We start from the raw sequence: 20,514 nt of genomic DNA, 5'->3' as shown, positions 1-20,514 counted from the left end.
CACCCGTTCATGAACTTTTCACGGCAACAGAGGATTGTGATTGCATCAATCGCCGATACACCGTCTCCGTTTGAGTCAACATGTGATCCATGGAATATCGTTCTTGAATAACCTGTCGCCCGACCTTCCCCATTCGGGTCGCGGCAATGGGATCATGAAGAAGGTAGGCAATTTTTTCGGCTAAGATCTCGGGGTTTCTTGGAGGGACCAACAGTCCGCTCAGGCCATCCTGCACCACTTCGGGCACTCCTCCCACCGCAGAAGCGACCACAGGACGTTCCATGGCTAAGGCTTGAGTGAGAGATTGAGGAATACCTTCTTCAAAGGAAGGAATGACCACCACATCAAGTATCGCCAGCAGAGCCGGAACATCTTGCCGAAACCCCACGAGGTGGACAGATTGCTCCAAGCCAAGCTCTTGAATGCGATCCAACAGTGCCGGTCGTTCTCCGCCATCTCCGATGATGACGCACTCGACGGTGGAAAAACGTTTCTTGAGCCATCCGACCGCCTCGATCAAGATCATCATGCCCTTTTCTGGACGAAGAAAGGTGACCGCTCCGATCAGGGGGCCCTGACTTCCAAGGCCCAAACTCTTTCGTAATGACGCATCGGGTGATTGGGGATGAAACCGCTCCAAATCAACTCCCGTGGGGATCGAAATGACCCGGGAAGGGCTCAGCCGGTTTCTCGTCATCAATTCCTGTCTGACTGCCTCACCGGTGGTGGTAACGACATGCGGCAATTTCCCATACAGGAGCCGATGCCGCCACGTCAGTGACACGGGAGTGCTTTTATGGCGGGTCCGGACAATGATAGGGCGTCGGGACGAGATCCGTCCGGCAATTGCAGCCGTCCAACTATCAAGCGACCCGTGGGTATTCACCACATCAATCTCATAGTGTTTCAACATTCGCAAGTAGCAAGGAACCAATGTGATCCACCCTCGCTTGCCTGCAGTGGTTGTCTGGACCTGGAGCCCTCGTTGTTCGGCCAGGGCGGCCAACTGACTCCCATGCGGGGCAGCCACGAACACCGTATGGCCACGCTTCTCCATGCCTTGCGCTTCCTCCAACACCCGATATTCCTGCCCTCCCATCCCTGAAGAAGATTCCGTGTGAAGAATGCGCATGGGTCTCTGATGAGGAGAGAGAGTTGGGCTTACCTTCGGCTTAACCATTGCAGAATCAACGGGATCGCAAATGAAATCCATAAGATCAACTTTTTTGCATTTCCCACAACTTGGCGTATTTCACAAAGGTGTAATAGGCATACAATATGGATAAAATCAGTCCCGGCTTTCGGTCCAATATCCCTCCCCGAAACACGTACATTTTCAAAAACGTAAATAAAGGACGAAGCACCAACTGATGGGGACGGAAGGTCCGGCCTTCACGATTCATATCCTCCGCCCGCAAGCTGGAATACCGATCCATTTTGCGGAAGTAGTGATCGATATCCCGAAAAGGAATCTGCTCCAGACTGGCCTGAAGATATCCAAGTTTTCCCTTCAGCTCAAATCCTTCATGTACTAACTCCTCTCGATAATGCATATGTCCCTTATGAAAAAACTGAGGTTGCCGGTAATCAGGGTACCATCCACAATGTTTGATCCACCGCCCAAGGAAAAGATTTTTCCTTGGAATTTTATAGGCCTGTGCCGAAGGCCCCTCCAGAAGCAACCGTTCAATTTCTTCCTGCACCGCTGGCGTGACCCGTTCATCCGTATCCAAACTGAAAACCCAATCATGCGTGGCATGAGTGAGGGCCTGATTCCGAAGAACGCCAAACCCCTGGAAGGGATAGTGAAAAATCTTGGAGGTAAATTCACGGCAAATATCCGTCGTCCCATCCGTGCTATGAGAATCAATCACCACCAGTTCATCCACCCAATGAAGACTCTCCAAACATTTCCGTATGTTTGGTGCATCATTATAGGCGATCACCACAGCGGAAACTTTTTCTCTCGTGCGTGGGTCCGTCATAGGACTTTTCACTTCGACATCCACAAAGATTTAGGATTTCACGTGGGAATGGGCACCCGAACCCACGCGATCGTCTTTTCGATGAGAGAATTCCCCGACGATCACTTTGATCTCAAGAAGGAGACGCTCGAAAGAGATCGATTCCATACATTCCAGATAATTGGGGTTTTTACACGTTCGTGCACCACAGGGACTGCAGGACAATTCCGTACGCACGATAACATGATTCTCTAAGGGATAGGGACCTGTGGCTTTGGGATGCGTAGGGCCAAATAGCGCAAGGACAGGAATTCCCAGTCCCGCTGCCAGATGAATGGGCGCCGAATCGTTTCCAATGAGCAGGTGCATTCTTCGCAAGAGTGCGGGTAATTGGGAAAGAGACAGTCGTCCGACCAGATTGATCAGTCCCTGTGGCACAAGACGATCAAATTCCATGGCAGCAGATATATCTGAAGGCCCGCCTAAGAGCACAACACGAATATTGGACCAATGCGTCAGTTCCATAGCCAGATCCACAAACCGTTTATACGGCCAGGACTTCATGACAGACCGGGTCCAAGGTGCCAAAGCAATCAGGTATTCGTAGTCTTGGACATTCGCATCCTGAAGCATGGTTTCAATGGTGAGACGATCAACGGAGGATTGAGGTAGATGGAACACCGAAGTAGATGAGCATGCGCCCAGGAATGTGCTGATTGCGATATTCCGATCCACAGCATGGATTTCCAGCAACCGCCAAGAGGAAGGTTTCGCCTCGGGAAGGGGCACCTTGTGGGTATAGAACCATGTCGCCCCTTCCCTGGCTCGCGCAAAACCCACACGGGTTTGAGCCCCGGTCATGAGGCCAAAGATTCCTGAACGGAACAGCCCTTGAAAATCCACAACCAGATCAAACTGTCCTTTCCGGAGTTTCCAAATGATAGTCGGCCAATTTCGCCAAGAGACATTCACGGACAAGATGTCATCGATATCAGAGTTTCCCTCCAGAATCGGCGCCCAGATCTCTTTGACCATCCAGGTCAGTCGGGCATCCGGGAACCGCTGACGCAAAGCAGCCACCGCTGGAAGAGCATGAACAATATCACCCAACGAACTGAATTTGATGACCAGTATGCGCTGAGGAGTGATGTCCATCATGACTCGCGAGAATCCTCTAGCCCGTCGATAACATACGATATTCCAACAACGCGGATGAATGGATTAGCTCTAAACCCAGTTGCTTCATCGGTTTTGCCTGATTAGGTTGCCTCGGCTCATCATCTGCTGTTCAATCCAGTCCACGGCATGAACAAAACTGTCGGCAATATAGTCAAGCTGTACCTGTCCCGCGTCTCTCGCCCTCACCACATCCGCACTATAGGTGCTGGTCATGACCAGGACACCAGGTACCGAGGCTGTTTGGGCCGCCTCCAAATCACTCCGCTTGTCCCCTACCAGATAACACTGGGATACATCGAGAGCAAATCGATTGACCGCTTGATTAATTAATCCCGCTTTAGGCTTTCGACATTCACACCCGTCTTGAGGATGATGGGGGCAGAAAAAAATACCGTCAATCCAGGCTCCATAGGGTCGAATCATCTCAGCCAACCTCTCATGGATCGCCTCCAAACCTTCGATGGTCATCATCCCCCGACCAATGGCCGACTGATTGGTGACCAGAAGCACCATAGCTCCTAGTTGGTTTAATCTGGCGATAGCTTCCGGGACTCCAGGAAACAACACTAATTGTTCCGGGGTAGTGACATACCCCGTATCATGGTTCAAGGTGCCATCCCGATCCAGAAACACGGCCGTACTCCGTGCCGTGAACATATTACTCATCCAACATGCCCTCTGATCCGATCTTCGTTCAGGGAGTCTGAGGACATCCTGATTTGAGACAGCGCGACCTCCAAAACCTGCTTAACAGACACCTGGGTCATGCAACGATGATCGATCGGGCAGGCGCGCAATAAACAAGGTGCACAGCGGACCGACGCCGTCACCACCCCCCGGGATTGTCCATGAGGGCTGGTGGTCAAGGGATCGGTTGAACCAAACACTGCAGCGACCGGCACCCCCAGAGCCTGAGCCACATGCATAGGTCCCGTGTCATTGGTCACCAGGACGGAGCAGCGTGTCAGAATTCCCATTAATTCTTGAATCGTCGTCCTTCCTGACAAGACGATCGGCTCATACTGCATTCGCCTGGCAATATCCTGTCCAAGCTCTTCTTCTCCCTTGCCTCCAATCAGGACACAGCGGACCAACGGAGAATCAGGATATTCTTTTGTCAGACGCTCAACCAGCCGATCACCAACCTCCGCAAAACGTTCCGGCATCCATCGTTTGGCCGATCCATACACCGAACCGGGATTGATCCCAATGACAAGACTGCCTGATGGAAGAAAGACCTCAGGAAACTGTCCAGCACAGGCATTTTTCACCTCAGGAGAGAGAAAAAGTTGAGGGGTGCAGCCTTTCCCAGAAGAGTGGGTGATGGCCTTCACGATCTCCTGATAATACTCCGTATCATGCAGATGAGGCTGCTCCGGCTTAGGCACAGGCTCAGACAGAAGCCAACCTCGCCCATCCGTCGCGTACCCGATGCGGGATGGAATCCCAGCCACCCAGGCAATGAAAGCGGCTTCAAAGGCATTTTGGAATAACACCGCACGATCAAATTGCTTGCTCTTCACAAGTTGAATGAGCTCCCAGAGCCCGAGGAGGCCCTTGTGTTCTCCTTGATGAACATACATTATCACCTCATCCACACCCGGATGCCCTGCCAACAATTCTCCGATGATCGGTCTGGCCAATACCGTCACCTTGGCATGCGGGTCATGATTCCGTAAATCCATGAGAGCCGGAAGACACATCACGGCATCTCCGATCCAGTTGGGAACACGTACGAGAATGTTCATCGAAAAACGATAGCCCCTCCATCATGAACTGATCGGCTAGATGCAAGTTGACCAACCACCACTGAGTCCTATGGACAACTCGCATGGAGTTGCTCACGTAACCGGTCTTCGCCTTGAGTCATCCGCACTCGCACATCAAGCGCCCAAAACGCATCATCGCGTGTCAGATGCTCTTTAATTTTCAGAGCATCTTTTTCCGTTGTGATCGCGAGATCAAGCCCTGAACGTCGCATCTTCAGACGAATGGCTTCAACATCTTTTTCCGAATAGGCAAAATGATCGGGGTACCGAACCTCCTCACTCACCGTCAACCCACAGGAAACGATACTCGATCGAAAGGAGCATGGATTGCCTATTCCGCTAAAGAGCAAGGAGGATCTGTCCTTGAAGGCCTTGGCCTGTTGGGTTTCACCTGTCGCAATATGCGTGAACATTCCAGGTTCGGTTTCCAGACGCAAGGGGACAATGGATTTTCCCACGCTTTGTTCGATTCGATGCTGAAGTGCTTCCACCGATACCTTTTGTTCCGTTCGACTGAAGACAATGGTGGTAGCCCATTTTGCTGCGGAGAGCGGTTCACGCATGCGGCCGGCAGGCAGGACTCCGCTTAAACCCTCAACATCGGTCGCATCGAATAAGACCACGTCAAGGTCTCGAAACAAAGAAAGATGCTGGAAGCCATCATCAAGAAGAAAGCAATCGCATGAGGCCTGCTCCAACACCCACTGCCCCAGTTGATAGCGATCGGTTCCCACTGCCACAATCGCCCATGGACACTTCTGAGCCATCAACATGGCTTCATCCCCTACCGATCGCCAGTCACCCTTCAGCGACACGCCATCGGAGACCAGTCTGTTTACTGTTGGGCATTGCCTTCCATACCCACGGCTCAGAATTGCCACCCGCTTCCCTTTCTCATGGAGTCGGGCGGCCAACCACATCACAAGGGGAGTCTTACCGGTTCCCCCCACGGTCATATTCCCCACACTGATCACCGGTTTTGGTAATCGATGTTGAGGAAGCCAGCCATGTTGATACGCCATCCTCCGCAGGCGGCCAACTGCACCATAGGGAACAGCACACCACCGGAGGACCCATGGGCTACGACGGTGCAACCAATGCCAGAGCCCTTCAGGACTCACAGCAAACGAAGGAAACGTCGTGTTCACAAAGAACGCACGGCGTAGATCATATTTTCCCCCTCATTTCAACCTTTCACGGAACGGAAACTTATCGGAGCACATCTTGAGACGTGCACGAAGAAATCCCCTTTATCGACGAGAAGAGAGAGGCCGAATTTTTCCTGTTCAACAATTGGTCAATCCATTGAAGATTCCTGGCGATCACCCCCCGATGGGTCCGGACCATTTCCAACGCCCTTTGGCCAATGGCCTCGGCCTCTGAAGGATCCTGGATCAGACGAATCAATTGCGATGCTAAATCCTCTTTGTTCTGTATCTGTATTCCTCCCCCTACTTCAAGAAGCCGCCCGGCAATGTCCCGGCAATGATCGACATGGGGACCGAACAGGACGGGGCGACCCCATTGGGCAGGCTCCAACAAATTATGTCCTCCAACGGGAACCAGTGTCCCCCCCACAAACGTGACACAGGCCTCCCGATAGACAAAGGCCAATTCCCCCCTGGTGTCTAACACAATGACGCGAGGACCATGAGTAATAGCCTGCTCTCCGGGACCCTGTCCCAACCGACTGCGACGGTCACAGGAAAGTCCATACTGCCGAATAACCTGTTCAAGTTTAGCCACACGTTCGATGTGTCGTGGAGCCATCACCAGCACCGCCTGGGGGTGTTGCACAACCACCTTCCGATACGCCTCCAATAAACACTCTTCTTCCTGAGGGTGCGTACTCCCGGCCACAATCAGCATCTCAGCAGCATGACACGTGAAGAGTGACCTGAAAGAGAGAGGGGCATCGGCAGACTGGCCTTGCTCAAGCCCTTGATCGAACTTCATATTCCCGGTGACATGAATGGCATTCGGGTTGACCCCCAAGTAGCCGATCCGCTCAGCATCGTGTTCCGATTGCATCAAGGCAAGATCCAGACAGGTCAACACCTCGTTCATCATGCTTTTAATCCAGCGATACCTGGCAAAAGATCGTGAAGAGATTCTCCCGTTGACGAGACAAATTGGCACCTGATGCCGTTGAAGACGGATCAACAGATTCGGCCAGAATTCTGATTCGACCAAAATAAAGAGCCGAGGCTGGAGGATGCGGATATACCGGTCAATCGCCCACAAATAATCGACGGGAGCATAACAATGAACAGCCACACCTTCCAAACGCTTGATCACGACTTCCCGGCCGGTCTCTGTCACAGTCGACACGACCAACGGCCATTGAGGATACTGCTGTTTCATCGCCTGGAGCAGAGGAACAATGGTCGCCACTTCTCCCAAGGAGACCGCATGGATCCAAATGACGGGTTTCTGAAGATTCCGCAATTCGAGAGGAACCGCACCAAGCCGGCACCATAGACCGCGTTGACTGCGTTTTTTTGTCAGCAGGAGTCCGATAATAATGGGAAAGGCCAGCACCAGCAGCACATTATACATCACATAATACATGAGTTGGTCACCCGTCGAATGTCTGTGTTTTCTCGATCATGTCGGGGGAGGACATCCTGCGGAGAAACGATTTGACCGGGTCGGAATCCTGAACTGCCAATTCGGCCTGAGCGGTGAGTCTATTTAACGACCCTTCCAGTTCCAACCCTGGACCGGAGAGCTGCTCGTTGGAAAGATCCTCGCTGACCCAGATGGGTGGTCCCCAAACAAACAACCCTACCCCACCGGGATAGGGAATCTGGAAGCGATCCCAACTCGTAAAGACTTTTTTTTTGAGCAGGCAAAGGTCAAAGGGATAATTGGCAACCCCGTCGCTTTGGCCAGATAAATCACTCCTGGTTGTACGGTGCAGGCTGGTCCCTTCGGGCCATCGGGTGTCACCACCAGATCCCCGCCATTTCGCCCGGCCTTCAATAATTGCCTGGTGGCCCGAAGTCCCCCTCGGGTGCTCGATCCGCGAATGGACAGAAATCCAAAATAACCCATGATGCGGGCAATAATTTCTCCATCCCGATGTTGGCTTATCAAGATTGAGGCCTGCTGCCCTCGGTAGGCTAACGGCATCATCAACTGTCGGCCATGCCAAAAGGCAATTATGATATGTCGGCCCTGGCGATACAACTCGTCAACAGCTTCCCCTCCCACGGTAGATATGCGCATCGTCAGTCCCAAGAGGCGAATGATTCGCGCTGCCAAAGGAGGCGCGACCGACAGTTTCATCCAATTCAGCATAGGAACGGCGTCATTCGATTTAGGAGATCGTTGGCAACGGTTCGGGTTGGGTGAATAAAAATTGCGTTTGATACAGTCGAGTATAGAGGCCTCCTTGCTGAAGCAAGGCCGAATGGGTACCAATCTCTTCAATTCTTCCACGATTCATGACCACAATACGATCAGCATGTTGAACTGTGGACAATCGATGGGCAATGATCAAGGTCGTTCTGGCTTTCACCAGATTGACCAGCGCTTTCTGGACCAGCTTTTCCGATTCCGAATCCAGAGCGGATGTCGCCTCGTCAAGTATCAGAATCGGGGGATCCCGCAAAATCGCCCTGGCAATAGCGAGTCGTTGGCGTTGTCCACCCGATAATCGCAGTCCATTCTCCCCAACCAGCGTGTCCAGTCCCTGGGGGAGTCGCTCAATAAACTCCCAGGCAAAAGCGGCGCGAGCCGCATCAATAACCGACTCCTCACTCGCATCCAGACAGCCATAGGCGATATTATTTCTGATCGTATCATCGAATAACACAGTTTCTTGAGACACGATGCCAATCTGCCGTCTCAGAGAGGATCGATCCACCAGGCGAATATCCTGACCATCGATTTTCACGGTTCCTTCCGTCGGACGATAAAACCGTGGCACCAAACTCACGAGAGTGGTTTTTCCACTTCCACTGGCCCCGACGAACGCCACCACCTCCCCCACCTTGATGGTGAAATTGATCTCGTGCAAGGCGGGCTCTTCAGAACCCTCATAGCTAAAATTGACAGCGGAAAACTCCAAATCTTTCGCTATGGGTGGAAGAGATTTTTTCCCTTCGTCTTTCGCTATCTCGCTTTCTAAGTCGAGAACATGAAACACTCGCTGAGCTCCCGCAAGCGCACGTTGAACCGACTCATTGGCTCCGGACATTTTTCTGAGGGGGGCATACGCCATGAACATGGCAGCCAGGAATGAAAAGAACTCCCCCGGCTTCATCTCTCCGGCAATCACCAATCCTCCCCCATACCATATAATAAAGGCCACACCGCAGACCCCGATGACTTCAAGAAGAGGAGAGGCCATCGCTGAAGTTTGGGACGACTTCACTTTTGCTGTTCGAAATGCTTGATTTGTCAAAGAAAATCGTTGAGCTTCCTTCTCTTCCTGACCATAAGCCTTCACAATCTTGATGCCGGAAAAGGCTTCTTTTAATACCGAAGCCATTTTTCCAATCGACTCTTGGCCACGTTTTGAAAGTTTACGAATCCGCCGGCCAACCCGGACCAACACCAATGAGGAGAAGGGTAAGACAACCAACACAATAGTCGCGAGTTTCCAATTTTGATAGAACACCACTGACAGCATCGCCACAAACGTCAGCCCCTGTTGAAAGATATCCTTCAACACACTGGGAATGGCATTCGCCATTTCGTTGACATCGCTAATCACCCTGGCCATCAACCGTCCTGACGCATTCGCATCGTGAAAACGAATAGGCAGCCGCACAATATGAATAAACAATTGTTGGCGAATATCGGACACAAGCCAGTGCCCCACATAGCTCATGAGATACCCTTGTCCATACGCAAATGACGCTTTCAAAATCGCGACCCCCAGGACAGCCAACGGAAGGATGACCAACATCTCTTGATTGCGCTCAATGAAGATTCCATCCAGAACCGGTTGGACAAGCCAGGCATAGACCGCTGATAATCCTGCCACTCCGGCAGAACAGACAAACGCACCAATCAAGCGCAGGCGGTACTCCTTCAGATAAGACAAGATTCGCCATAAGGTCTTCATACGATCGCCTCAGCAAGGATAAATGCGGCAGCCCGTTTTGACGCACCCGCCTCCCCCAGGGAATTCCGAATAGCCTGGAAAGCCTGTGTCATGTCGTTTTGACGGCGTGCGTCTTGTAAAATTTTTAAGGCTTCATGTGCAATACGGTCGGGAGTCATACGATCCTGAATCAGCTCTGGAACAATTTCTTGACCGGCTAAAATATTCACTAAACTAATATAGGGAATTTTAACCAGACATTTGCCAATATGATAGGTCAAGGGTGATGCCCGGTAGACCACGACCATCGGCGTTCCAATCAATGCCGATTGCAACGTCGCCGTCCCGGATGTCACCAACAGAAGATTTGAGGCCGCCATCACCTCATTGGACCGGCCTTTGACCACCTTCACCTGTTGTCCGACATGTCCAAGAATTTCATTCACCACAGAATCGGACAGTGAATGCGCTTGGGCAAGAAGGATCTGAATGCGAGGGTATTGACTCCGAATCTGTTCAACCGAACGCAGAAAGACCGGCAACACCTCCCGGACTTCCCGGACACGACTCCCAGGCAGCAGACCGATTACCAGATCTTCTCTCTCTAACCCTAGTTGTTGACGTTCATGAACAATATCGTATGCAGGCTTTAGTTCGTCCAATAATGGATGCCCGACATACGTGCAGGGGATGCCGGCTTTTTGGAAATAGGCTTCTTCGAATGGAAGAATCGCTAATACATGGCTGATTACTTTTCGAATAACTTTTAATCGACGGCTTCCCCATGCCCACACCTGAGGTGCAATATAATAGATGATTTTGTGTGACCTCTTTGCAATAGCCTTGGCCAAACGAAGATTCAACCCTGGACTATCAATAAGGATAATGACATCAAACCGTTCATGTTTAAGATAACAAGCAAGCGTTCGTAACGTCTTCCATCCCTGTAGGAGCTGCCGGATACCCGGGACGCCCATGGCATCGACCCGTTTGACACCGGGAAGAAGCGAGACTCCGGCTTCCAACATCCGACTTCCACCCACACCGATTAACTCAACAGCGGGATTCAGTTCCCGAAGTGCCAGGGCTAAGTGCGCTCCGTGAATATCGCCGGACGTTTCACCGGTCACTAAGAAAATTTTTGGCATCGAGACTCTAACAGATCACTCAGGGCGGAAAATTCCCACGGACACCGATTATCGTGGCGAGTGCCCGGCATGTTGTTGAATGAGCGAGACAACTTGAGTCGCGACTCTCAGGGCTTCCACCCCTTCTTCCCCTGAGACACCTCGGGCGGACGGATTTCCCAGAATCGATTGAATAAAGCAGTCCAATTCACGAGTCAGGGCATCGCCTTCATCCCCCTTGATATGTTGCGTTTCAACTTCAAACGTTCCACCCTCCAAACTTCTCCTGGTGTTCATGACAGCCTCTTTTCCTCCAAAATCAACGGATAGATAGCGATCACGTTGATACACTCTGATCTTTCGAAGTCGTCCTGTCGAGATACGGCTTGCAGTCAAATTGGCCAAGCACCCGCTTTCAAACAGAATTCGCACATTGGCAATATCCGGCAGATCCGTAAAAACCGGCATTCCTCTCGCTTCGACCTGCATAATGGGCCCCAACCCCAACGATAACAAGAGGTCTAAATCATGAATCATGAGATCCCGTACTACATCGACATCTGTCCCTCTAGGCTGAAAAGGACTTAGACGGTGACATTCAATAAAGCCGGGCTGACTCACCAGAGGACGCATCACTTCTACAATCGGATTAAACCGTTCAATATGCCCAACCTGCAATATCCTCCCACGGACTTTGGCCAGCTCGACCAACTGCTCACCTTCCCACACATGGCTGGCAATCGGCTTTTCAACGAGCACATGGCACCCGCGTTGCAGACAGGTCGTGACCACAACACCATGCACCGAGGTCGGGACCGCCACACTCACCGCATCGACCAAAGACAGGAGCTCGTCCACATCCTGGAAATATCGTACGCCACATTCATCCGCAACCATATGCCCGCGTAAAGTATCGGTATCAGAGACCCCTACTAATGTCACAGAAGGCAGAATTCCATAAATGCGAGCATGGTGTCGGCCCAAATGACCAACACCAATTACCCCAACTCGTATTGATTGTGTCATGTAGGGATAGATGGTCGCTGAATAGGAGAACAATGACAGCGGTTCGTGTTACACCACCCGAAACACCACGAGTGGGAAAACATCCCCTTACGGTGGAGCATCAGAAGACCCGGCAGGAGAGTGTAAAGGGTCCATAGGGGCGATTCCAACGATCGCGATACCTGCTGATTTGGCGTTCACAAACATTTCATCTCGATCAAGGACGACGGTGCGCCCGGCTTCAATAGCAAGAACCGAAGCTTTTACGGCGACCATTGACTGAATGGTTTGAGGGCCGACGGCCGGCAAATCAAACCGAAGGTCCTGGTGCGGTTTGGTTCGTTTGACCACCACGGTACCCTTTCCACCAAGGGTTCCACCACGAGTAATCGTTCCATCCGTTCCCTCAACGGCTTCAACAGCGACAATCACCCGATTTTTCACCACCACACATTGCCCAATATCTAACTTTCCCAAGGTTTCCAGCGTATCCCACCCAAACTGAATATCGTCCCACTCTTTACTTGTTGGTTTCCTGTAGGAGAGATTGCCCTCTCCCGCCAGAATCCCTTCAAGGCCAAAGGTAGAATCTCGAATCTGAATCCCTTCCCGCTCTAATTCTCCAGCAACCGCTCTGAGAATCGCATCGTCCTTCCAGTGCTTTAATCGGCTAAAAATCGCCAAGGTTCGGAGGTCGGGTCGAAGTGCGGTAAAGACATGCGTTTTATGAATGCCACCCAACATGACGGCCTGACGGATGCCATCCCCCTTTAATGCCGCCAATGCCTTGCTAAATTGCCCGATCTTGAGCCAATGAATGCGATCGACATGAGATTCAAGTTCCGGCAGGGTCTCACCCACATGTGCGATCGCGGAAACCGAAAACCCTAATCGTCGAACATTGTCGGCAAAAATAATCGGAAAGCGTCCGTTTCCCGCAATCAGACCAATCCGCTCATCCTGTTCAGGAGAAATCATACCCTACGACCCCGGACGGCCGCGAACTTATTCCTCATCATCATCCAACTCCCGAGAAGACACCTGGCATATCCCACGACTGGTACTTTCTAAAAACGTGAGAAACGTCATGACGTCTGTACTTTCACCGTACTCGTTACGAGCAAGCTTTATGGCTTCTTGAAGACGATGTCCCTGACGGAATAAGAGTTCAAATGCGGCTTTTAAGGTATTCATACGTGCTCCGGAAAACCCATGGCGTCTCAAGGCGATCGTATTCAGCCCGAACATTTGGGCACGATAGCCTCCGGCTGCACGAACAAAGGGCGGGACATCCCGTCCTAAGGCCGAACACCCTCCCACCATGGCATATTCACCGATCCGTACATATTGGTGCACCCCGACTAGGCCTCCAATGACGACAGAATTTCCCACTGAAACGTGGCCGGCCAAATTGGCCGCATTGGCCATCACAATATGATTGCCCAGCTCACAATCATGAGCCACATGGGTATAGGCCATGAAAAAGTTATGGTGCCCGATTCTGGTCACTCCGCTTCCAAAGGCCGTACCCCGATTAATCGTCACATTCTCACGAACAATATTATGATCCCCGATACAGACCCTGGTGGGCTCATCTTTATATTGCAAATGCTGGGGAGGGGTTCCAATGGACACAAATGGATAAAACCGGCAACACCGACCAATTTCCGTATGCCCCTCCACGCACACATGGGCCACTAATTCTGTTTGATCTCCTATCGTGACATGTTCGCCCACCACGCAATAGGGCCCGATGACGACATCTTCTCCTACTGTGGCTTTGGGATGGACAATTGCTGTGGGATGAATATTCATCAAATTCTCACTTTTTGGTTGAAAATGATTTCAAAGCCAGCCTCGCGCAACGACCCTATTGGTCTCGACTAGGCCTCACTTTCTTCAACTTTGACCATAGCGGTCATTTCAGCCTCACAGACTAAGGAGGACTCGACGAGAATTTTCCCGGCCATCTTCCAAAATGGATCTTTTCTTCGAACGACCTCAACCTCAACCCGTAATTGATCGCCAGGAATAACCGGTCGACGGAACTTGGCTTTTTCAATTCCTGTGAGAAAAACGGTAGGGCGCCCGATCTCCTTGGCCGTTTTTCTGGCCAACACCCCGCCAACTTGTGCCATCACTTCTAAGAGTAATACGCCGGGCATAATAGGACGCCCGGGGAAGTGTCCTTGAAAAAACTGTTCGTTGGCCGTGATGTTTTTAATACCCACAATCCTGGTCCCATCCTGAATTTCCAGGATCCGATCCACTAATAAGAAGGGATATCTATGCGGAAGTAAGTCCTGAATGTGGAGAATATCCAACTCGCCCTCAACCATAATTGACCCCTTTCTCTTTTTGCTCCTCGGCCACCATTGTTCCTCCTGACCGTGAATCATCCCACGGACTATGGCACACTGATCGCACCGCTCTCCCGATCCAGCGCCTGAATAACATCAGTAGAAATATCCAGTCCAGCTTCATAAAACAATGTGCCTGAATTGACTCCGTACTCCAAGACCAGGCCCAAGCCGCGTTGACCGGCAACTTCCGTTACAACCCGTTGTACCTGGAGACGAAATTCATTTTGCAATTCCTGCTGTTTTTCTTGAACTTCTCTATTTAAATCGGCGACTTTTTGTTGATATCCAGCCATTTTTGCCCTGAACTGTTCTTCCTTCCGATCCCTGGCCTCCTGACTTAATACCGTACTTTGCGCCATTAATTCACTTTCCAGCTTCCGTAATTCTCTTTGCTCTAATTCCACAAGCGTCTGTCGATCCTTCATGAAGGCATTCAGGGCATCCGACAGTCGCTTGCCTTTGACCGTCTCAGCCAATATCCGCTGAGGATCAACGACGCCGACCGGAAGATCCGATGGTTTATTAGAGCCCATACCCGCGCATCCCCAGGCAAGACTGAGGACTAAACTCCCAAAAGCCATCCACTTGCCCATACCTCCAACATCTGTACTACTTCTCATATAGTTCTCTCTATCCCTCCTAACCATTCATGCTTCTTTTCCAGACTTCATCTAAAAAACCGATCCAACAGAAAATTCAAATACCCACTTTCTGTCATCCTTTGGACCATCTATAGGACGGCCATACGCCGCCCGAAGAGGCCCAAATGGTGAAATCCATCGCACTTCCATGCCTGCAGCCATTCGAAGATCAAGATCCAATTTATCTCCCTGGGAAAATCCTCTTCCATAGTCAAAAAAGAGAACCCCGTTCAACTTGGCATCAGGCAGCACCGGAAAAATTAAATCATTATTAAAAATGATTTGTTTATTGCCTCCTTCAGGATCGTTTCCATCGGTTACCGGTCCGGCACGGCCATATTTAAACCCCCGCACAGTGTTAATACCTCCCACGTAAAAAAACTCAGGAATAGGAAAGTCTGACCCATTAAATCCATCGCCATACCCGATACGACCTCGAATCGAATGACGCAAATCCCAAAAGGGGAGAGGCGTAAATTTCATCGCATCAAACGCCATACTATAAAAATTATTTGATCCTCCAAGGACATCGGTTCCAAAACTCGCGCGGACACCGATTCGAGTACCCCGCCGGGGATCTAGGTAATAATCACGCGAATCCCGGAATAAACTGGCACGAAATCCAGTTGTGGATTGACTACCTTCCTGATCTTTAATCAGATCGTTTGCATCAGAGTCCACATCATCAATTTTGATCTTTTCAGCCACAAGGGTAAAGGTCCCTGTCAAGTATTCGGAAAACCCCCGACCAAACGTCAAATTCGCACCCTGCTTTTTTTCGAGGTACGTCAGGTAATTTGTGCGAGAGCTGAATAGATCGGCTTGGCCGGAGGTTAACGTATCAAAAATGGCCGGATTTCGAAAGGTAATCGTCCCAATAGTTCGTCGCCCTCCAACCTGCCCTCGAATCCTGGCTAAATACCCCCGCCCGAATAAATTCCCCTCGGTGATATCTGCAATTAACGTAAATTGGTCTAACGTACTGAACCCCCCACCAATGCTGAAGGAGCCGGTAGGTTTCTCCTTGACTTTGACATCTAAGTCCACCTCTCCCGGAGCAGTTTGTTTCGGAAGGATTTCCACTGTTTCGAAAAAATTCAAATTATTGAGGCGTTCGAAACTTCGCTTTATTCCAGGGGAATCGATCATATCCCGTTCATCCACCCGCAATTCACGCCGGATTACATTGTCACGAGTCTTATTATTCCCGGTAATGCGGATATCACGAATCCGGACCATTTCGCCTTCCTCAATAGAGAAACCAATACGAGTACTCCGAGTGGGCGGATCCGGCTCTACCGAAGGATTGGCTTCGGCAAATGCGTAACCACGACTGCCATATAAATCCGTCAGACGGGTAATCTCATCACGGACTTTGGCCCGCTGAAAGACTTCACCAGGCTCAATGATCAGACCTTCCCGCAATTCTGCGTCCGAGAAAAGTGTATTTCCGGTATACTGGATTTGACTCACGACATAGGGCTCTCCTTCGACAATCGGAAATACCAGAGTAAACCATTCCTTCGTCTCATCCAAATCCATTCGAGGCATCCCGACTTGAACATCTAAATAGCCTTTATTGAGATACACTTCTTTTATCCGTTCGACATCATTGGGAAGCTCATCGCGATGGAGAATGCCGGCATCCGAAAAAATTGACCAGGGCCATGAATATTCCCGATTGGCCATAAACGACGTCAATTCCTTCTTCTGAAGGACATTTCGGCCTTCAAACACGATCGTGCGGATATGGGCTTGGGTCCCTTCTTCGATGTAATAGGTCAATCGGACTTGATTGTTCTCGACGATATCAGTGATAGGTATAATTTGAGCATGGTAAAACCCCTTGTCGTGATACAACTGCCGGAAATTTTCTACAGAAATTTTTACCTGTTCTTTATCTAAAAACACTTGATTTTTTATGACATTTTTTTCGTTAAGCTTATCGTCTGACAACTCTTCATTTCCATCAAACACCACTTCGATGGTAAACGGTTTCTCCTTTACACCAAAAACCACGAGGACTCCTTCGGCCCTGACTTCGGTTGAGACTTCGACTTCTTCGAAAAAACCCATCCCATAAATGAGCTGAATTTGTTCCCGAATAGACTCTTGGGTAAATGGATCCCCTGGTTTGATGGATAATTTCCCTAAAATGGCTTGCTCCTCAATGTGCTGGTTTCCTTCAACCTTAATGGCCTCAATTTGGGATTGGGAAGATTGAGCCAACACTGGCCCCTCAAACGAAAGTATTGCCAAAACGAAAAGGCCGACAAGGAGAAAAAAGACGACAGAAGGTAAGGAAAAAATTCGAAAACGCCTTCTCTTTTGCCCAAGACCAAGTGACCGAGACACCACTAGATCCATGAAGCATCTCTGAAGCGATGGTAAAAACAAGAAGGGTGTATCACAGAAAAATTGTATGGTCAGCGGGACAGCAGAATTGCCCCTTCAATTTGTTCCCCAACAGTTAAACCTTTGAGATGTTGATGAAATGGGGAGGAAGCCTGGAAAATGGGAAGAAAATCATCATGTTGGGATCAAGGTGCCAGATTATATTCGTGGCAGGATTCCTTGTAAAGGCAACAATCTATGCACCCCCTACTCTCAGAGACATTCCGATCGGTGAACGGGCATAAACCTTGACAACATTTTTCACCTTCTCCTAGTATCAAAATCATTGAAAATCATCTAGCTATTCTTAAACAACAAGGTATTGGATTTCACTCAGGGACCCATTCCTAATCCCGGACTATCTTCGGCACGAGCTGTGGAAGCCGGGACCATTATTCCGTTCACCTTGCGTCCGAAGTGATCCCTGCTATGTTTGCCAGGGGCTCCTTGGGCATGAAGAATTTCAGCAAAACAGGATTCACCATTCTTGCCATATCTTGGCTTAATCTATTCGTTCATCCTTAGAAATTGAAACTGATGACTGAAGACTACCCGGAGATTCCCACACCTTCCATTGACCAGATCCCAGATGAATTACCACTCCTGCCTGTACGGGATATTGTCGTCTTTCCCTATATGGTGCTTCCCCTCTTTGTTGGGCGTAACATTTCAATTAAGGCCATTGAAGCCGCTCTCCTCTCTTCCAACCGGTTAATTTTCTTAACTACCCAAAAAAATCAAGAGGTGGAAGTTCCGGAGACTCAAGACCTCTATCAAGTGGGAACAGTCGGTGTCATTATGCGCATGCTGAAACTTCCGGATGCCCGTATTAAAATACTCATTCAGGGGGTCACCAAAGCCCGCATTCAAGAATTTACCCAAACCAATCCATTTTTCTCTGCCCGCATCGAAACCTGCACAGAATTGTCCACCGCGCTTCCTTCATTAGAAAAAGAAGCCACCGTGCGTTCCACCCGAGAAGCATTAGGTAAAGTCATCGGCTTAGGAAAAATATTCATGCCGGATGTGCTCACCGTCATTGAAAACATGGAAGAACCTGGGCGCCTGGCAGACATTATCTCCTCTAATCTTGGGCTCAATGTTGAGACCACACAGGGAGTCCTTGAAATTGAAGACCCCCTTCTCCGTCTGAGGCGTGTCAATGAAATCCTGGGAAACGAGCAAGACGTTTTGTCCATGCAACAGAAAATCCAAGCTGAAGCCAAGGGTGAAATGGATAAGACGCAACGCGAATACTTCCTTCGTGAACAACTCAAGGCGATCCAAAAAGAGTTGGGAGAACTCGATGACCGATCAGAAGAAGTGGCTGAATTTCGTCGAAAAATTCAAGAAGCCACCATGCCGGACAAGGTCCTGAAAGAGGCGGAGAAGCAACTGAAACGTCTAGAAAAAATGCACCAGGATACGGCCGAGGCCGGGACGATCAGAACGTATTTGGAATGGATGGTTGAATTACCGTGGAATCATCATTCTGAGGATAACCTCAACATTCCACAGGCAAGCCAGGTGCTGCATGAGGATCACTACGACCTGGAACGGGTCAAGGAACGAATTCTGGAATATCTCGCAGTCCGCAAACTCAAAGCCAATATGAAAGGGCCCATCTTGTGTTTTGTGGGCCCTCCTGGAGTCGGAAAAACCTCCTTAGGTAAATCGATTGCTCGTGCCATGGGTCGGGAATTCGTTCGCATGAGTTTAGGTGGAACACGAGACGAAGCCGAAATTCGCGGGCATCGCCGAACGTATGTCGGAGCTTTACCAGGGAGGATTGTTCAGGGGATCAAACAGGCCGGAACCAATAACCCCGTGTTCATGTTGGATGAAGTCGATAAGATCGGGACAGATTTCCGCGGGGATCCGTCTGCGGCCCTGCTCGAGGTTCTCGATCCCGAACAGAATCATGCCTTTATGGACCACTATCTCGGGGTACCCGTTGACCTGAGTAAAGTGATGTTTATTACGACCGCAAATTTAACGGACCCCATTCTCTCCGCACTACGGGACCGAATGGAGATCATTGAAATTCCAGGGTATTCAGAGGAAGAAAAGCTTGGCATTGCGCAACGCTATTTGATCCCCCGACAGTTAGAAGAACACGGGATTACGGAGGAGCATTTACTCCTCACCGATCCGTGCTTGGCACGCATCATCTCTCAATATACCAGGGAGGCCGGTGTTCGCAATCTAGAGCGCGAACTCGCGAATGTGATGCGAAAAGTAGCCAAACACATTGCAGAAGGAAAGATAAAACAGCATCAGGTCACACCTCGAAACCTCAACCACTATCTAGGCGTGCCCAAATATGTGCCGGATCAGGAGCAGGAGAAAGATGAAGTCGGCATCTCAACCGGACTCGCATGGACAGAAACCGGTGGAGATGTCCTGTACATTGAGACTTCGGCCATCAAGGGTAAAGGCCTTTTAACCTTAACAGGGCATCTCGGCGAAGTCATGAAAGAATCTGCCCATGCCGCACTGACGTATATCCGTTCCCAGGCCAAGTCACTGGGAATCGATCCTGACATCTTCGCCAAACAAGACATTCACGTTCACGTACCTGCCGGCGCGATACCCAAAGACGGGCCTTCCGCAGGCATAACCATCGCCACGGCACTTGCGTCCTGCCTCACCAACCAACCCGTCAAACGAGACCTGGCGATGACAGGAGAAGTCACGCTTCGCGGCAGAATACTGGCCATTGGCGGGTTAAAAGAAAAAGTTCTCGCCGCAAAACGGGCCCATATCAAAACCATTGTCATGCCTAAAAGAAATCAAAAAGACCTGAATGATATTCCCAAACATTTATTGCGAGGCCTTCAGTTTATTTATGTAGAGAATATGTCGGAAGTTCTCAAAGTCGCCCTTCGCCCTAAAAATCGACACACTCTGAACTCGGCAATAACTCATGGAAATAATTCTTCCGGCCGTCGAAAAAAGGTGGCCTCGTCGGTCACCCGTCGCCCTTTACGACAAACCGTCCCCAAGACACGCTGAT

At 50.2% G+C, this 20,514-nt stretch carries 18 protein-coding genes; 1 reads left to right on the top strand and 17 read right to left on the bottom strand.

Annotation, left to right across the window (positions count from 1 at the left end; translation table 11 throughout):
* Positions 1–7 precede the first annotated feature (7 nt).
* From PJI16_18440 to bamA, 17 genes are all read right to left on the bottom strand, one after another.
* Positions 8–1,132, bottom strand: coding sequence for a glycosyltransferase family 4 protein (locus tag PJI16_18440; GenBank protein ID MDT3779547.1), 1,125 nt, complete (start codon positions 1,130–1,132; stop codon positions 8–10).
* 85 nt (positions 1,133–1,217) lie between these two features.
* Complete coding sequence (locus PJI16_18435; GenBank protein ID MDT3779546.1) at positions 1,218–1,997, bottom strand: glycosyltransferase family 2 protein; 780 nt, start codon at positions 1,995–1,997, stop codon at positions 1,218–1,220.
* 18 nt (positions 1,998–2,015) lie between these two features.
* On the bottom strand, positions 2,016–3,122 hold the full coding sequence (locus PJI16_18430) for a glycosyltransferase family 9 protein (protein MDT3779545.1): 1,107 nt from the start codon (positions 3,120–3,122) through the stop codon (positions 2,016–2,018).
* An 84-nt stretch (positions 3,123–3,206) separates the two neighbouring features.
* The gene (locus PJI16_18425; protein MDT3779544.1) at positions 3,207–3,809 is read right to left on the bottom strand and encodes an HAD family hydrolase; all 603 of its coding nucleotides are present in this window, start codon (positions 3,807–3,809) and stop codon (positions 3,207–3,209) included.
* Complete coding sequence (waaF, locus tag PJI16_18420) at positions 3,806–4,891, bottom strand: lipopolysaccharide heptosyltransferase II (GenBank protein ID MDT3779543.1); 1,086 nt, start codon at positions 4,889–4,891, stop codon at positions 3,806–3,808. The genes PJI16_18425 and waaF overlap by 4 nt, the downstream gene beginning before the upstream one ends.
* A gap of 68 nt (positions 4,892–4,959) precedes the next feature.
* On the bottom strand, positions 4,960–6,060 hold the full coding sequence (lpxK, locus tag PJI16_18415) for a tetraacyldisaccharide 4'-kinase (GenBank protein MDT3779542.1): 1,101 nt from the start codon (positions 6,058–6,060) through the stop codon (positions 4,960–4,962).
* A gap of 61 nt (positions 6,061–6,121) precedes the next feature.
* Positions 6,122–7,483, bottom strand: coding sequence for a 3-deoxy-D-manno-octulosonic acid transferase (locus PJI16_18410; GenBank protein ID MDT3779541.1), 1,362 nt, complete (start codon positions 7,481–7,483; stop codon positions 6,122–6,124).
* Positions 7,484–7,490: 7 nt separating this feature from the next.
* Positions 7,491–7,697 carry a hypothetical protein gene (locus PJI16_18405; GenBank protein MDT3779540.1) on the bottom strand — a complete coding sequence of 69 codons (207 nt, stop codon included), beginning with the start codon at positions 7,695–7,697 and terminating at the stop codon, positions 7,491–7,493.
* Between the two features lie 2 nt (positions 7,698–7,699).
* The gene (locus PJI16_18400; GenBank protein ID MDT3779539.1) at positions 7,700–8,215 is read right to left on the bottom strand and encodes a lysophospholipid acyltransferase family protein; all 516 of its coding nucleotides are present in this window, start codon (positions 8,213–8,215) and stop codon (positions 7,700–7,702) included.
* Positions 8,216–8,234: 19 nt separating this feature from the next.
* Positions 8,235–9,989 carry a lipid A export permease/ATP-binding protein MsbA gene (gene msbA / locus PJI16_18395; protein MDT3779538.1) on the bottom strand — a complete coding sequence of 585 codons (1,755 nt, stop codon included), beginning with the start codon at positions 9,987–9,989 and terminating at the stop codon, positions 8,235–8,237.
* On the bottom strand, positions 9,986–11,116 hold the full coding sequence (gene lpxB / locus PJI16_18390) for a lipid-A-disaccharide synthase (GenBank protein ID MDT3779537.1): 1,131 nt from the start codon (positions 11,114–11,116) through the stop codon (positions 9,986–9,988). The genes msbA and lpxB overlap by 4 nt, the downstream gene beginning before the upstream one ends.
* Before the next feature lie 48 nt (positions 11,117–11,164).
* Complete coding sequence (locus PJI16_18385; protein ID MDT3779536.1) at positions 11,165–12,121, bottom strand: Gfo/Idh/MocA family oxidoreductase; 957 nt, start codon at positions 12,119–12,121, stop codon at positions 11,165–11,167.
* Between the two features lie 87 nt (positions 12,122–12,208).
* The gene (lpxI, locus tag PJI16_18380) at positions 12,209–13,078 is read right to left on the bottom strand and encodes a UDP-2,3-diacylglucosamine diphosphatase LpxI (protein MDT3779535.1); all 870 of its coding nucleotides are present in this window, start codon (positions 13,076–13,078) and stop codon (positions 12,209–12,211) included.
* Positions 13,079–13,105: 27 nt separating this feature from the next.
* Positions 13,106–13,915, bottom strand: coding sequence for an acyl-ACP--UDP-N-acetylglucosamine O-acyltransferase (lpxA, locus tag PJI16_18375; protein MDT3779534.1), 810 nt, complete (start codon positions 13,913–13,915; stop codon positions 13,106–13,108).
* Between the two features lie 68 nt (positions 13,916–13,983).
* A complete protein-coding gene (gene fabZ, locus PJI16_18370; GenBank protein MDT3779533.1) occupies positions 13,984–14,439 on the bottom strand; it encodes a 3-hydroxyacyl-ACP dehydratase FabZ in 456 nt (151 codons plus the stop codon).
* Between the two features lie 68 nt (positions 14,440–14,507).
* Complete coding sequence (locus PJI16_18365) at positions 14,508–15,083, bottom strand: OmpH family outer membrane protein (protein ID MDT3779532.1); 576 nt, start codon at positions 15,081–15,083, stop codon at positions 14,508–14,510.
* A gap of 51 nt (positions 15,084–15,134) precedes the next feature.
* The gene (gene bamA, locus PJI16_18360) at positions 15,135–17,336 is read right to left on the bottom strand and encodes an outer membrane protein assembly factor BamA (GenBank protein ID MDT3779531.1); all 2,202 of its coding nucleotides are present in this window, start codon (positions 17,334–17,336) and stop codon (positions 15,135–15,137) included.
* A 699-nt stretch (positions 17,337–18,035) separates the two neighbouring features.
* Between bamA and lon the strand changes: the two genes are divergently transcribed.
* Entirely contained in the window at positions 18,036–20,513 is a 2,478-nt protein-coding gene (gene lon, locus PJI16_18355; GenBank protein ID MDT3779530.1) for an endopeptidase La, read from the top strand.
* Position 20,514 lies beyond the last annotated feature (1 nt).

The organism is Nitrospira sp. MA-1, from assembly GCA_032139905.1.
Classification (GTDB): Bacteria; Nitrospirota; Nitrospiria; order Nitrospirales; family UBA8639; genus Nitrospira_E.
The sequence above is the reverse complement of the archived record's forward strand: the minus strand, read 5'-3'. Positions and strand labels throughout refer to the sequence as shown.

Bases quoted from the DNA above. Each gene is read 5' to 3' on its own strand.
- PJI16_18440 (MDT3779547.1), bottom strand. From the start codon at position 1,132: ATGCGCATTCTTCACACGGAATCTTCTTCAGGGATGGGAGGGCAGGAA.
- PJI16_18430 (MDT3779545.1), bottom strand. From the start codon at position 3,122: ATGATGGACATCACTCCTCAGCGCATACTGGTCATCAAATTCAGTTCG.
- PJI16_18425 (MDT3779544.1), bottom strand. From the start codon at position 3,809: ATGAGTAATATGTTCACGGCACGGAGTACGGCCGTGTTTCTGGATCGG.
- waaF (MDT3779543.1), bottom strand. From the start codon at position 4,891: ATGAACATTCTCGTACGTGTTCCCAACTGGATCGGAGATGCCGTGATG.
- PJI16_18410 (MDT3779541.1), bottom strand. From the start codon at position 7,483: ATGTATTATGTGATGTATAATGTGCTGCTGGTGCTGGCCTTTCCCATT.
- PJI16_18400 (MDT3779539.1), bottom strand. From the start codon at position 8,215: ATGCTGAATTGGATGAAACTGTCGGTCGCGCCTCCTTTGGCAGCGCGA.
- msbA (MDT3779538.1), bottom strand. From the start codon at position 9,989: ATGAAGACCTTATGGCGAATCTTGTCTTATCTGAAGGAGTACCGCCTG.
- lpxB (MDT3779537.1), bottom strand. From the start codon at position 11,116: ATGCCAAAAATTTTCTTAGTGACCGGTGAAACGTCCGGCGATATTCAC.
- PJI16_18385 (MDT3779536.1), bottom strand. From the start codon at position 12,121: ATGACACAATCAATACGAGTTGGGGTAATTGGTGTTGGTCATTTGGGC.
- lpxI (MDT3779535.1), bottom strand. From the start codon at position 13,078: ATGATTTCTCCTGAACAGGATGAGCGGATTGGTCTGATTGCGGGAAAC.
- lpxA (MDT3779534.1), bottom strand. From the start codon at position 13,915: ATGAATATTCATCCCACAGCAATTGTCCATCCCAAAGCCACAGTAGGA.
- fabZ (MDT3779533.1), bottom strand. From the start codon at position 14,439: ATGGTTGAGGGCGAGTTGGATATTCTCCACATTCAGGACTTACTTCCG.
- PJI16_18365 (MDT3779532.1), bottom strand. From the start codon at position 15,083: ATGAGAAGTAGTACAGATGTTGGAGGTATGGGCAAGTGGATGGCTTTT.
- lon (MDT3779530.1), top strand. From the start codon at position 18,036: ATGACTGAAGACTACCCGGAGATTCCCACACCTTCCATTGACCAGATC.